Source organism: Pseudomonas rubra, assembly GCF_028656935.1.
Classification (GTDB): Bacteria; Pseudomonadota; Gammaproteobacteria; order Pseudomonadales; family Pseudomonadaceae; genus Aquipseudomonas; species Aquipseudomonas rubra.
The window spans coordinates 41,471-55,884 of the sequence record NZ_JAMDGZ010000054.1; the positions used below are offsets into that span (position 1 = coordinate 41,471).

The 14,414-nt window shown below is 65.6% G+C and carries 10 protein-coding genes; all 10 read left to right on the forward strand.

Annotated features, from left to right (window positions below):
* Positions 1-406: 406 nt before the first annotated feature.
* The 10 genes from M5G17_RS22905 to M5G17_RS22950 all read left to right on the forward strand — a co-directional run bounded on the left by M5G17_RS22905 (position 407) and on the right by M5G17_RS22950 (position 14,159).
* Positions 407-2,494 (forward strand): TonB-dependent receptor family protein, encoded by a 2,088-nt coding sequence (locus tag M5G17_RS22905; RefSeq protein WP_273895178.1) that lies wholly within the window; start codon positions 407-409, stop codon positions 2,492-2,494.
* Between the two features lie 44 nt (positions 2,495-2,538).
* Positions 2,539-4,254 carry an ABC transporter substrate-binding protein gene (locus tag M5G17_RS22910; RefSeq protein WP_273895169.1) on the forward strand — a complete coding sequence of 572 codons (1,716 nt, stop codon included), beginning with the start codon at positions 2,539-2,541 and terminating at the stop codon, positions 4,252-4,254.
* Positions 4,251-5,183, forward strand: coding sequence for an ABC transporter permease (locus tag M5G17_RS22915; protein WP_273895170.1), 933 nt, complete (start codon positions 4,251-4,253; stop codon positions 5,181-5,183). The genes M5G17_RS22910 and M5G17_RS22915 overlap by 4 nt, the downstream gene beginning before the upstream one ends.
* Before the next feature lie 22 nt (positions 5,184-5,205).
* Positions 5,206-6,489 (forward strand): acyl-CoA dehydrogenase family protein, encoded by a 1,284-nt coding sequence (locus M5G17_RS22920; protein ID WP_273895171.1) that lies wholly within the window; start codon positions 5,206-5,208, stop codon positions 6,487-6,489.
* A 21-nt stretch (positions 6,490-6,510) separates the two neighbouring features.
* Entirely contained in the window at positions 6,511-7,854 is a 1,344-nt protein-coding gene (locus M5G17_RS22925) for an LLM class flavin-dependent oxidoreductase (protein ID WP_273895172.1), read from the forward strand.
* A 28-nt stretch (positions 7,855-7,882) separates the two neighbouring features.
* A complete protein-coding gene (locus M5G17_RS22930; RefSeq protein ID WP_273895173.1) occupies positions 7,883-8,938 on the forward strand; it encodes an NADP(H)-dependent aldo-keto reductase in 1,056 nt (351 codons plus the stop codon).
* 23 nt (positions 8,939-8,961) lie between these two features.
* Positions 8,962-9,852: an ABC transporter permease gene (locus tag M5G17_RS22935; RefSeq protein ID WP_273895174.1), complete on the forward strand. Its 891-nt coding sequence runs from the start codon at positions 8,962-8,964 to the stop codon at positions 9,850-9,852.
* Entirely contained in the window at positions 9,849-11,510 is a 1,662-nt protein-coding gene (locus tag M5G17_RS22940) for a dipeptide ABC transporter ATP-binding protein (RefSeq protein ID WP_273895175.1), read from the forward strand. Before M5G17_RS22935 ends, M5G17_RS22940 begins: the two co-directional genes overlap by 4 nt.
* A 26-nt stretch (positions 11,511-11,536) precedes the next feature.
* On the forward strand, positions 11,537-12,745 hold the full coding sequence (locus M5G17_RS22945) for an acyl-CoA dehydrogenase family protein (protein WP_273895176.1): 1,209 nt from the start codon (positions 11,537-11,539) through the stop codon (positions 12,743-12,745).
* 61 nt (positions 12,746-12,806) lie between these two features.
* Positions 12,807-14,159 (forward strand): MFS transporter, encoded by a 1,353-nt coding sequence (locus M5G17_RS22950; protein WP_273895179.1) that lies wholly within the window; start codon positions 12,807-12,809, stop codon positions 14,157-14,159.
* Positions 14,160-14,414: the final 255 nt, after the last annotated feature.

Below are 14,414 nucleotides of genomic sequence, written 5' to 3' on the forward strand. Positions count from 1 at the left end.
TAAGCACGGTGTGTCGCAGGTCCCTGTCTGACGCAGGGTTTTAGCGGACGTATGCGCGCTAGTGTATTCCCCTACGGAATGTGGGACTAATCGACCTTGTTGATAGGTCTATCGAGCGTATCTATCAGTGGCGGGTGCATGATCAACTGTTTGCCAGGCAACAGCAGTTCCACAGATGCCTGGATTTCGAACAATTGTTTAAACCTCGGCGAGGCGTCAAGCACAGGAGATACAGGGGTTTTTCAGGTTGGCACGGAGGCTGCAATAGCTTCCCTCGAGATTGACTATACCAATAGAAACTCGCCTATTTTTCAATCAGGTGGGGAGCAAGACCTTGAATTTCGTGCCTCGGGAAACAGCCGTTTTATCCAATTATTCGACCAAAGTAGTAGGCAGGGACTGGAAGCTGGCCAGCGTCGGCGCAGCCCTGTTGAGCCTGGCACCGCTGGCCCAGGCCGATGATGCCAAACAAACTGAACAACGCCTGGAGACGGTCACCGTCCAGGCCGCCAAAGCCACCCCGGTAGAAGCTGCGCAGGCGCAACTGGACGAGATCCCTGGCGGCACCGGGCTGGTCCAGCAGGCCGAGGTGGAGAAGGGCCGTTCGGCCACCCTGGAAGACACCCTGGCTTATCAGCCGGGGGTGTATGCCCAGGCTGCCGGCGGCAACGATGCCATCAAGATTTCCATCCGGGGTTCAGGCGCCAACACCTCGCCGGGTTACTTTCGTGAAGGCACCAAGTTCCTCTTCGACGGCCTGGCCCTGACCGGCGCTGGCGGCACGCCCTATGAACTGCTCGACACCCAGGGCCTGAACTACACCGAAGTGCTGCGCGGCGCCAACGCCTTCGAGTACGGCGCGTTGTCCCTGGGTGGGGCGATCAATTTCGTGACCAACTCCGGGCTGACTGCGCCGGGCAACCGCATCAAGCTCGAAGGCGGCAGCTTCGGTTGGCAGAAACAGACCCTGAGCACCGGTGGCGTGGCCGGCAACGCCGACTATTTCGTCAGCGTCGATAACTCCAAGCGCGACGGTTACCAGGACTTCACCTTCACCAAGGCCAAGGGCGTGGTGACCAATTTTGGCTACCGCTTCAACCCCAAGCTGGAAACCCGCCTGTACATCCGCTACCGCGAGGAATACCACGAGAACTCCGGGGCCCTGACCCTGGCGCAACTGAAGAAGAACTCGTCGCAGACCAACCCCAGCACCCGCGCCACCCGTGGTGACTCGACCAAGGAAGGCTCGACCTGGGTCGGCAGCAAGACCACCTACACCTTCGACGACGACTCGACCCTGGTGGCCGGCCTGGTCTATCACAACTATCCGCAGATCCTCAGCAAGAAGAGTACGGTCAACCCCAACTACTGGGACTGGCGCGACATCAATTACTCGCTCAAGTACACCCGCAGCGACCAGTTGTTCGGCCTGCCAAGCACCACCACCCTGGGTTGGAACAGCACCCAGCACATCCGCTCCGGGGTGCGCACCTACAACGGCGACAAGGACCTGGGCCGGTTGCAGAAACAGGTCGAGTACGATGGCTCCTTCGACCATGTGTTGTCGCTGGGCAACGACCTGGGCCTGAGCGACAACCTGTACCTGTCCACCGGCCTGTCGGCCATCGAGGTCAAGCGCAACGTCGACGTCAGCTTCAGCGACCGGGCCAACACCAGCGGTATCCCCAGCCACTACCGCTATGACGAGTGGAAGCTGGCGCCACGGCTCGGCCTGCGCTACTACCTGACCCCGGACGTGCAAGTGTTCGGTAACGTCAGCCGCTCGATCGACCCGCCCAGCTCCTGGTCGAGTTCAGGCTCCGGAGTCACCACCAACTTCGCCAAGACCCTGGTGCCGCAAAGCGCCAACACCGTCGAGCTGGGTATTCGCGGGCGCTCGGAGATCTTCGATGGCAGCCTGACCCTGTACAAATCCTGGATCAAGGACGAGCTGCTCAACGTCGAAATCCTCCCGGCCACCACCACCTCGGCGGCGGTGGTCTCGACCTCCAACGCCAGCCCGACCATTCACCAGGGCATCGAGGCGGGGCTGACCACCAAGCTCTGGCAGCGCGATAACGGTGATGTGCTGAGCTGGCGCCAGGCCTACACGCTCAACGACTTCCACTACCGCAACGACCCGTTGTTCGCCAAGAACGAGCTGCCGGGCCTGCCCAAGCACGTCTACCAGGGCGAGCTGTTCTACCAGTACGCCAACGGTTTCTACGCCGGGGTCAATGTGCGCTCGGCGTCGAGCACGGCAGTGGACTACGCCAACAGCTTCTACGCCCCGTCCTACACCCTGTGGGGTGCACGCCTGGGTTACGACGCGCCGAACAAGACCTGGCAGGTGTACCTGGACCTGAAGAACCTCACCGACAAGGACTACGTCACCGCCCTGGCGCCCAGCTACGACGCCAAGGGCCAGGACACTGCGGCGCTGTACCCGGGTGACGGCTTCGGTGCCTACACCGGTATTGCCTACAACTTCTGAGCCAGGGGCGGGTGCCGTTCGCGCGGCACCTGCAGGAGAACTGCATGAGACGAATCGCAAGGCTGGGCCCGCCCGCCATGCTTGGTGCGTTGCTGGCCCTGGGCGCCTGCAAGCCGGTGGAGCCGGCTGCGGGGCAGGGCAGCAGTGGCATCGACGGCACGCTGGCCAACGGCACCTTGAGTTACGCCGCGCAAGACTATTACGAGGCTGCCCCGGGCAAGCCCGGCGGCACCCTGCGGGTGTCCACGGCGTCGGACACCACCACCCTCGACGTGCATTCGATTTCCCACGGCAATGTGCAGTGGCTGGGGCGCATTCTGTTCGACTGCCTGCTGTACCAGGACGAGCAGGGCAATATCTCGCCGTGGCTGGCCAAGTCCTGGGAGATTTCTGACGACGGCAAGACCTACACCTTTCATCTGCGCGATGACGTGACCTTCAGCGATGGTGAGAAATTCAACGCCCGCGCCCTGCAGGTCAACCTTGAACACATGCGCGACCCGGCAACCAAATCGCCGCTGGCCGCCGCCTACATCGCCCCCTATGTGGACGGGCGTATCGTTGATGAGTACACCTTCGAGGCGCACCTGCGCGAGCCTTATTCGCCGTTCCTCGATGTGCTGGCGCAATCCTGGTTGAGTATGATCTCGCCACGGCAGATCCTCGAAGCGCCGAAGTCCATCGCCGAACACCCGATCGGCTCCGGGCCCTTCGTGCTGGAAAGCTACACCCGCGACCAGGGTGCCAATTTCGTCAAGCGCAAGGGCTACAACTGGGCACCTGCGGTCACCCGGCACCAGGGCGAGGCCTACCTCGACCGCCTGGAACTGAGCATCGTCCCCGAGCCGATGATTCGCTTCAGTACCCTGGAATCCGGCCAGTCGGACTTCACCGTCGATGCACCCACCCAGAATGCCCGGGCCATCCGCGCCAATCCGGATTTGCAGATGCACAGCCGCATCCGCAAGGCCAACCCGTTTCGCAGCCTGACCTTCAACGTCGAGCGTTTTCCCTTTGACGATGTGCAGGTGCGCCGCGCCGTGGCCAAGGCTATCGACCGTGACGGCCTGGCCTGGATCACCGGCTTTGGCGAGTACCTGGCCAAGGGCGATTTCCTGGCCGCCAACACCCGCTACTACGACCCGGCGTTCAAGGACGAGCTGGCTTTTGATGTGGCCGAGGCCAACCGTATTCTCGACCAGGCCGGCTGGAGCGAACGCGACGCCCAGGGTTACCGGGTCAAGAGCGGCCAGCGCCTGGCCGCGCACCTGCTGACCTACGAAACCGCCGCCTACCCGAGCAGCATTGCCGTGGCCATCCAGGCGGGCCTGAAGAAGATCGGCCTGCAGCTCGACATCGACCTGCTGCCCCTGGCCCAGGTCACCCAGCGCCGCTACGCCAGCGACTTTCAGGTGATCGGCGGCGGCTACTGGCACACCAACACCCCCGATGGCCTGTTCATCCTCTACCACAGCCAGGCGATCAGCACCGCCAAGCTGATCGGCCAGAACGCCGGGCGCTTTCGCGATGGCGAGCTTGATCGGGTGCTCAGCGCTGCCCGGCAGACCACCGACCCGCAGGCGCTGACCGGCCTCTACCGCATCGCCCAACAGCGCCTGGCGCAAACCATTCCAGCGGTGCCGGTGTTCGAAAGCCATGTGCTGCTGGCTTACCGCAAGCAGGTCAAGGGGCTGATTTTCGATACCTCGCACAACACCCCGTTCTTCACCAGCGTCTGGCTCGACCCGGAGGGCACATGATGACTTTGCAGCGATTGGCCTGGCGCCTGCTGGCCGGCATCGGCGTGCTTTGGGGCGCGGCGACCCTGACCTTCTTGGCCATCAACCTCAGTGCCGGCGACCCGGCCCTGGCGATTCTCGGCGGCCCGGATGCCATGCCCAGCGCCGAGCTGATCGCCCAGGTGCGTGCCGAATACGGCCTCGACCAGCCGTTGTGGGTGCAATACGGCCAGTACCTTGGGCGCCTGGCCCAGGGCGATCTGGGCGAGTCGTACCGCTTGCGCATTCCGGTGCTGCAGGTGATCAGCAGCCAACTGGGCGCCACGGTGCAACTGTCGCTGGCCGCCGCCTTGCTGGCAATCCTGCTGGCGGTGGCCTGCGCCGTGCTCACCGCCAACCGGGCGCGCTGGGTGCGCTCGCTGGTGTCCGGCAGCGAGCTGGTGCTGTCGTCGGCGCCGTCGTTCGTGATCGGCATCGTCCTGTTGCTGCTGTTCTCGTTCGGCTGGCACCTGCTGCCGCCGTCCGGCTCCAACAGTTGGCAGGCGCTGATCTTGCCGAGCCTGGCCCTGGCCCTGCCGATTGCTGCGGTGCTCAGCCAGGTGTTGCGCCAGGCGCTGGAGGAGATTCTCGAACAGCCCTTTATCGCCATGGCCAGGGCCCGCGGCATGTCGGAAACCGGTGTGCGCCTCAAGCATGCCTTGCGCCACGCCCTGGTGCCGCTGGTGACGCTGTCGGGTTTTGTCTTCGCCAGCCTGCTGGGCGGTGCGGTGATCATCGAGATGCTGTTCGCCCGCCAGGGCATCGGCCGCTTGATGCTCGACGCCGCCGTGACCAAGGACATGCCCTTGCTGCTGGGCATCACCCTGCTGGCGGCGGCGATTTATGTGGTCGTCAACTTTCTCGTCGACCTGATCAACCACTGGGTCGACCCACGCAGCACCAGCGTATGAACCCGATTTTCAAGGACAAGCCATGAGTGCCCATGATCTGCCAACCCCTCTGGCCGCCAGCAGCGCAGGCCAGGACTACGCGCACTTGCAGGCGCGCTTTGCCCCACTCTTTGCCCGTATTGCCGACGGTGCGATCAGCCGTGAACAACACCGCGAACTGGCCCATGAGCCGGTCAACTGGCTGCGCGAGGCAGGCTTCGGCGCCTTGCGTGTACCCCAGGCGTTGGATGGCGCCCAAGTCAGCCTGCCGGTGCTGTTTCGCCTGCTGATCGACCTGGCCGAAGCTGACTCCAATCTGCCGCAGATCTTCCGCGCCCACTTCGGTTTTGTCGAAGGGCGCTTGTCCAGTGGCGATGCCGCGTCCCAGCGCCATTGGCTGGGTAAGGTGGTGGCGGGGCAGCTGTGGGGCGCGGCCATGGCCGAACGCACCGACACCACCGGCAACTCGGTACGCCTCAGCCCGGCCGACCCGCAGGCGCCGGAGGCCGGCTGGCTGCTGCAAGGCGAGAAGTACTACTGCACCGGCGCCATTTACGCCGATTGGGTGGCGGCGGTGGCCATGCTCGACGAGGACTTTGTCAGCGTGGTGGTGCCGACCACCGCGCCTGGGGTCAGCCTGGAGGATGACTGGGACGGTTTCGGTCAGCGCCTGAGCGGCAGCGGCACCACCCGTTTTGCCGACGTCGCAGTGCCGCCGGAGCAGGTGCTGCGGCGCTTCAAGCCCGGCGAGTTGCGCGCCGAATCCTACCTGTCGGCGTTCTATCAGCTGTATCACCTGGCAACCCTGGCCGGCATCGCCCGCGCGGTGCAGCGCGATGCGGTGGCCTTCGTCCAGGGCCGTACCCGCGCTTTTGGCGTACCGGGCCAGTCCAGCCCCAAGGACGATGCGCTGGTGCAGCGGGTGATCGGCCGCCTGTCGAGCCTGGCCTACGCCGCCCAGGCCCTGGTGCTCGACGTCGCCCAGGTGCTGCAGAGGGTGCATGAGGCCGAGCTCGACGGCACGGTCGGTGAAGACCACTACGTCGAGGCCGACATCCGCACCTACCAGGCTCAGCAGATCATCCTGGAGCAGGTGCTCCAAGCCACCAGCTTGCTGTTTGAAGTCGGCGGCGCCTCGGCCACCAGCCAAGCCCGGCGCCTCGACCGGCATTGGCGCAATGCCCGCACCCTGGCCTCGCACAACCCGGCGATCTACCGCGAACAGGCGCTGGGCAATTACTACCTCAACGGCGTCAGCCCCGGCGCCGCCTGGCGCCAGTTGCACGCCCAGGACAACAGCGCCCGCGACGAAGCCAGCGCGGTCTGACCCTCACCTTTAGGAGTTGCCATGAGCCAGCCTGCACAACACATGAGCATCGGCATGAACATCCTCGGCTTCGGCGCCCATTCCGGCGCCTGGCGCCAGGCCGAGGTGCCGGCCAATGCTTACCTGGACCCTGCGTATTACAGCAACATCGCGCGCATTGCCGAGCGCGGCAAGCTCGATGCGATCTTCCTCGCCGACGGCCCGGCGCTGTTCGGCGATATCGCCGAACACCCGGCCGCGCGCCTGGAGCCGACCGTGCTGCTCACCGCCGTGGCCTTGGCGACCCGCCATATCGGCGTGATCGCCACCGCGTCGAGCAGCTACAACGACCCCTATAACCTGGCCCGGCGCTTCAGCTCGCTGGACCATATCAGCGGCGGCCGGGCGGCCTGGAACGTGGTGACCAATGCGGGGGATGCTGCTGCGCAGAATTTCGGCCTGGCCGGAGCACCGCGCCACGTTGACCGCTATGCCCGCGCCGATGAGTTCATCGACGTCACCCTCAAGCTCTGGGACAGCTGGGAAGATGACGCGGTGATTGGCGACGCCCAGCGCGGGCGCTTTGCCGACCCGGCCAAGGTCCACGCCATCGATTTTGTCGGTGCGCACTTCTCGGTCAAGGGCCCGCTCAACCTGCCGCGCTCGCCCCAGGGCCGGCCGGTGTTGGTCCAGGCCGGGTCTTCCGAAGGCGGTAAGGCCCTCGGTTCGCGCTATGCCGATGCGATCTTTACCACCCAGACCACCCTGGTCGACGGCCAGGCCTTCTACCAGGAGATGAAGCAGCGTGCCCGCCAGTGGGGGCGCAACCCCGAGCACCTGAAAATCATGCCGGGGCTGTCGACGGTGATCGGCAGCAGCGAAGCCGAGGCCCAGGCGCGCTTTGATCAACTCAACGCCTATTACGGCGAAGCAGGGCTGATCAACCAGGTCGCAGCGCGGGTGGGCCTGGCGGTCAGCGAACTGGAGCTGGATGCACCCTTGCCCTGGGAACGGATCGGCCCGGTGGCGGAGTTCGAGCGCGGCTCCCACGGCTTTCTCGAAGCCCAGCTGAACCTGGCGCGGCGCGAGAACCTGACAATCCGTGAGCTGTCGCGCCGCATCCTGGTCGGCCACCGGCTGATCGTCGGCACCCCGGAACAGGTCGCCGACACCCTCGAACACTGGTTCCGCGCCGGTGCCGCCGACGGCTTCAACATCATGCCGGACATGTTCCCCTCAGGCGTCGAGGTGTTCGTCGACGAGGTGGTGCCGCTGCTGCAAAAGCGCGGGGTGTTCCGCCACGAATACCAGGGCAGCACCCTGCGCGACCACCTCGGCCTGCCGTACCCGGCCAGCCAATACCAGCGCGCCGCTGCAGCGGTTTGACGCGTTTCACTTTCCAGAGGAAGCAAGCATGATCAAACGTCCATTGGGCCACAGCGACATCCAGGTCAGCGTGCTGGGATTGGGCAGCATGACCTGGGGCCACCAGAACAGCGAAAGCGATGCCCATCGCCAGCTCGACGCGGCCCTGGCCGCCGGCATCAACCTGATCGACAGCGCCGAGATGTACCCCACACCCACCCAGGCAGAAACCTGGGGCAGCACCGAGCGCTTTATCGGCAGTTGGCTGGCGAAAAGCGGGCGGCGCGCCGAGGTGGTGCTGGCCAGCAAGATCATCGGCCCGGCTCGCCAACCGGGGGCCGGGGCGCATATTCGCGAGGGCCGTACGCGCCACGATCGGGCCAATATCGTCGCCGCCCTGGACGGCAGCCTCAAGCGCCTACAAACCGATTACCTGGACCTCTACCAACTGCACTGGCCGGACCGCACCACCAATATATTCGGCCAGCGTGAATACCCCTATGTCGCCGATGACCGCGAGACCGTGAGCATCGCCGAAACCTTGCAGGTGCTGGCCGAACAGGTGGCCGCCGGCAAGATTCGCCACATTGGCGTGTCCAACGAAACCCCGTGGGGCGTGGCCGAGTTCCTGCGCCAGGCGCGTGAGCAGAACCTGCCGCGCATCGTCAGCATCCAGAACCCCTACAGCCTGCTCAATCGTCTGTACGAGGGTGGCCTGTCGGAGTTCAGCCAGCGCGACAACATCGGCTTGCTGGCCTATTCGCCGCTGGCCTTCGGCGCGCTGACCGGCAAGTACCTCAACGGCGCCTTGCCGCAAGGTTCGCGCTTGTCGTCGGTGTACCGCACCTTCAATCGCTACGACAGCCCAGGCGCCCATCAGGCCATCGGCGCTTACGTAGCGCTGGCCCAGGAGTTGGGGATCAGCCCGGCGCAACTGGCCCTGGCCTATGTGATCAGCAAGCCGTTTGTCAGCAGCGCACTGACCGGGCAGACCAGCCTTGCGCAACTGGCCGACAACCTCGGCGCCCTTGAGGTGAGGCTCGACAGCGAGGCCCTGGCGCGTATCGAGCAGATCCACCGGCAGATCCCCAACCCTGCACCCTAACGTTCAGATCATGGAGGTGCCCGATGGCGCCGATCAATTCAACCACCGCCGTGCTGCCCGCCAGTGGCCTGATCCAGGCCCAGGCGCGCTTTGCCAGCCGCCGGCAACTGGCCTTGCGCCCGGGGCTGTTGCTGGCGGCGCTGTTCGTCGTGTTCTTGCTGCTGGCGGCGCTGCAGCCGGGCTGGCTGGTGTCTGCCGACCCGCTCGAGGCCAGTGCCCGCCAGGCCTTCCAGCCGCCCAGCAGCCTGCACTGGCTGGGCACCGACGAGAACGGCCGCGACATCCTCGCGCGGCTGGTCTACGCGGTGCGCCCGTCGCTGCTATTGGGCCTGAGCGCCACCGCCGTGGGGCTGCTGCTGGGCACCGTACTGGGGCTGGCGGCCGGGCTCGGCCCACGGCTGCTGGACGGCGCAGTGATGCGCCTGGTCGATGTGCTGCTGGCGTTTCCCGACCTGCTGCTGGCGCTGGTGATCATCACCTTTTTTGGCCAGGGCGCAGTCAACACCATCATCGCCGTCGGCGTTGCCAGCGTGCCGCGCTATGCACGCCTGGTGCGCGCGCAAACCCTGGTGGTGCGCAACGCAGGCTATGTCGAGGCGGCCACCACCCTCGGCCTGGCACGGCGCCAGGTGATCTGGCGGCATGTGCTGCCCAATGCGATCAAGCCGATCCTGATTCTCGCCACCATCGGCATCGGCAGCACCATCGTCGCCGGCGCGGCCCTGAGCTTTCTCGGCTTTGGCGCGCCACCGCCAGCGCCGGAGTGGGGCGGCATGCTTGCCATGGGCCGCAACTACCTGGCCAACGCCTGGTGGCTGGTGGCCTGGCCGGCGCTGGCGATCACCCTCACCGTGGTCTCGATCACCGCCATCGGCCGCGAACTGCTGCGCCGCAACGAAGGTAAACGCCTATGAACGCTGTTATCCAACACCCCGCGCCGCTGATCGAGGTCAGCGACCTGCAGGTGCGCTTTGGCCAGGCCGCGCCGGTGCTCAAGGGCATCAGCTTCAGCCTGCGCCAGGGCGAATGCCTGGCACTGGTGGGCGAGTCCGGCTCGGGCAAGAGCGTCACCTCGCGGACCCTGGCCGGGCTCACCGGTGCCCATGCACAGGTGCAGGCCAGCCGCCTGGCCTTTGCCGGGCAAGACCTGCGCCAGTTCGACGAGCATGCCTGGCGCCGGGTGCGCGGCGCGCAGATCGGTTTCGTCATGCAGGACGCTTTGGGCGCGCTCGACCCCCTGCGGCCAGTGGGCAAGGAGATTGCCGAACCGCTGCAATTGCACACCGAACTGGACGCCAAACAACGCCAGGCGCGCGTGCTGGAACTGCTGCGCGCCGTCGGCGTGCCGGAGCCTGAGCTGCGCGCCCGCCAGTATCCCTGGCAGCTCTCCGGGGGGTTGCGCCAGCGCGCCCTGATCGCCTCGGCGATTGCCTGCAACCCGCGCCTGCTGATTGCCGACGAGCCGACCACGGCGCTGGATGCCACGGTGCAGGCCCAGGTGCTGAGCCTGCTTGAGTCGCTGCGCGGCGACAGCACGGCGATGTTGATCGTCAGCCATGACCTGGCGGTGGTCTCGCGCCTGGCCAACCGTGTGGCGGTGATGCACAACGGCGTGATCGTCGAGCAGGGCAGTGTCGAGGCCGTGCTGCAGGACCCGCAGCACCCTTACACCCAGTACCTGCTCAAGGCCGGGGCGGCGGTGCATTTTCGCCGCCCGCAGGTGCCGGCACTGGCCGCCGTTGCTACGCCTGTAGTGGAAACCAGTGCACCGCTGTTGCAGGTGCAGCAACTGAGCAAGGCCTTCAAGGGCCCGGACGGCAAGCTGCGCACCGTGGTCGACAAGGTCTCGCTGCAGCTGCACAAGGGACGCACCTTAGGGATCGTCGGCGAGTCGGGCTCGGGCAAGACCACCTTGACGCGGATGATCCTCGGCCTGGAAACACCCGACGGCGGCGAGATCCAGATCAATGGCCGGCCCTGGTTGCAGCTCAATGACCAGGACAAACGCCAGCTGCGCCGCAGCATCCAGGTGGTGTTCCAGGACCCGCTGAGTTCCTTCGACCCACGCTACACCGTGCAGCGCGTGCTGTTCGAGGCGCTGGAGGTGGCCGGGCATGCGCGCGCGCAGTGGCGCCAGCAGGCGGTCGAGTTGCTGCACCTGGTGCGCCTGGACGAAGCACTGCTGGAGCGACGCCCGATCGAGTTGTCGGGCGGCCAGCGGCAACGTATCGCCATCGCCCGCGCCCTGGCTGCGCAGCCGCAGATCCTGGTGTGCGATGAGCCGGTGTCGGCGCTGGATGTGTCGGTGCAAGCGCAAATCCTCGAGCTGCTCGACGACCTCAAGCAACGCCTGGGCCTGGCCTGCCTGTTCATCTCCCACGACCTGGGGGTGATCAACCATGTCAGCGACCAGGTGCTGGTGATGAAAGACGGCGTGGCGGTGGAAAGCGGCGCCGTGCGCGAGGTCTTCGACCGCCCGCAACACCCCTATACCCGTGCCTTGCTCGACGCCATCCCGCAGTTGGAAAGCGGCCGTCGGGTCAGTTTCGAATTTCTCCGCCTGGCGATCTGATCGCCTGATTCCTTCAAGGAAAGCCCATGCCTGGTTTATCCGCAGTACCCCGCGCTGAACGGCGCAACCTTGACGACCTCAAGGGCAATACCGAGAACCTGTTGCCACTGATTGCTGCCGGCGCTGCGCAACGCGAGCGCGAGCGCCAATTGCCCTATGAAGCCGTGCGCCAGATTGCCCAGGCCGGGCTTTACACCTGCCGCATCCCCGAGGCCTATGGCGGACCGGGTGGCAGCGTCAGCGATGTGATCGGCCTGTTGTTGCGTATCGCCTCGGTGGACTCCAACGTCGCCCAGGCGCTGCGCCCCGGCTTTGGTTTTATCGAAGGTTTGTTGTCTTCCACTGCCGACGGCGCCGAGGCCGAGCGCCAGCGCTGGTTCGCCCGTTACCTGCAAGGCGCGGTGTTGGGTAATGCCGGCTGGGAAGTGGGTGGCGCCAATGGCGCGATCAGTGCGCGTATCGTGCGTGACGGCGAGCACTATCGCGCCAGTGGCAGCAAGTACTACAGCACTGGTTCCCTCTATGCCGACTGGGTCAGCGCCGTGGCCCTGGATGAACATGACCAGCCGGTGTCGTTCGTACTGCCGCGTGACCGCAAGGGCCTGGAACTGCTCGATGATTTCGACGCCATGGGCCAGCGCCTGACTGCCAGCGGCACCACGCGCCTGGACGATGTCGTGGTGTACGCCGACGAGATCCGCACCCGCACCGTGGAGGAGGGCAAGCGCACCATCGTCACGCCGTTCTTGCAGCTGTTTCTGGCCACGGTGCAGGCCGGCATTGCCCGCAATGCCCTGGACGATGCCACGTTGTTTGCCCGTGAGCACGCCCGGCCGATCAAGCACAGCAGCGCCACGCGCTCGGTGGATGACCCCTATGTGCAGCTCAGCGTCGGTGACATCGCCGCCCGCGCCTTCACCGCCGAGGCGGTGGTGTTGCGTGCTGCCGCCTCGATCGACCGCGCCTGGGCCGCCGGCCTTGACTCGCAACTGGTCGATCAGGCCGCCATCGATGTCGCCCAGGCCCAGTACATTGCCGCCGAGTCGGCGCTCAAGGCTGCCGAGCTGCTGTTTGATGTTGGCGGCGCCTCGACCCCCGGCCGCAGCCACACCCTCGACCGCCACTGGCGCAATGCGCGCACCGTTGCCAACCACAACCCACGGCACTGGAAAGCCGCCGCAGTGGGCGCCTGGCAACTGACCGGCACGCCGCCGCCCACCTCGGGGCTGTTCTGACTTGAGCAGCCTGCAGACGCCCGCACTCGGCGACAGCATCCGCCAATCGCGGCGGGTCCCGATGATCATCGGCTGCGCGCTGTTGATGGAGTTGATCGACGCCACGGTGGTGATGACCGCCTTGCCGCAGATGGCCCTGGAGTTCGGCGCACCGAGCGTGCGCATGAACCTGGTGGTGTCGTTGTACATGCTCGCGGCGGCGTTAGCGGTACCGGTCAGCGGCTGGGCGGCGGACCGCTACGGGCCTCGGCGGTTATTCGTTCTCGCCATCGTGCTGTTCACCCTGTCGTCGCTGGCCTGCGCCCTGGCCGGCTCCTTGCTGCAGCTGTGCCTGGCGCGGCTGTGCCAGGGTGCGTCGGGGGCGATGATGGTGCCGGTGGGGTTGATGATCCTGCTGCGCTGGTCGCCCCGCGAACAGCTGCTGCGCAACATGTCCTACCTGACCATTCCGCCGTTGCTGGGGCCGATGCTCGGGCCGCCGCTGGGCGGGTTGCTGGTGACGCTGTTGTCCTGGCAATGGATCTTTCTGGTCAACCTGCCCATCGGCGTGCTCGGGGTTTACCTTGTGCTGCGGCACATTCCCGATTATCCCGGCGACAGCCAGCAACGCCTGGACCTGCGCGGCTTGCTGCTGGCCAGTGTGGCCTTGGCGTCACTGGTGTTCGGCTTCGAGGCGCTGGGCCATGGCTTGCTGGCGCGGCGTTGGGTGCTGCTGTTGTTGCTGCTCGGCTTGCTGACGGCAGTGCTGTATGTGCGCCATGCCCGCCGCTGCGCCCAGCCGCTGCTGGATTTTTCGCCCTTGCGCGTGCGCAGCTTTGCCTTGAGTTTCTGGGGAGGCAACCTGTTCCGCCTGGGCACGGCGGCGCAGCCGTTCCTGATGGTCCTGCTGTTTCAGCTGTGCTTTGGCCTGAGCCCCTTGCATGCCGGTTTACTGACCTTTACTGGTGGCGTTGGCGCCTTTGTGGTCAAACTGCTGGCCGTGCGCATCCTGCGCCGCTTCGGCTTTCGCCGCACGCTCAGCTGCAATGCGCTGTTTACCGGATTGAGCCTGGGCGCCTGCGCCAGTTTCAACCTCGACACGCCGTACTGGCTGGTGGTGTTGATCCTGTTCGCCAGCGGCCTGATCCGCTCGTTGCAGTTCAGCGCCATGGGCGGCCTGACCTATGCCGACGTGCCCGTCGAGCTGCACAGCCGCGCCAGTAGCCTGTCGGCGGCGACGGTGCAGTTGACCATGAGTTTGTCGGTGGGGGTGGCGGCTTCGTTGCTCAGCCTGCTGATGAGTTTGAAAGGTGAGCAGCAGGTGGCGGTGGCGGATATCGCCCTGGTGATTGCTGTGGGTGCGCTGGCGTGCATGGCCTCGGCGCTGGTGTTCTTGAGGCTGGCGCCCGATGCCGGCGCACAGACATACCTGTAGACCTTAAGGCTTGTAGTGCTTTTGAGATCGAGCGCCGCTCGCGCGGCGCATCGCCGGCAAGCCGGCTCCCACCCATGGCCTGTGAGAGCGGCGTTGTTCGCCTCGGCGCAAGGCGCGCCATTATGAGTGTTTTGGCAAAATCCAGAGTGGAAACAATCTTGCCTCGACACGCACTCTCGCCTTGCACCAAGGCTGACAACGCCGAACCTACAGGCCATGGTACGTTGCGACAAATGTGGGAGCCGGCTTGCCGGC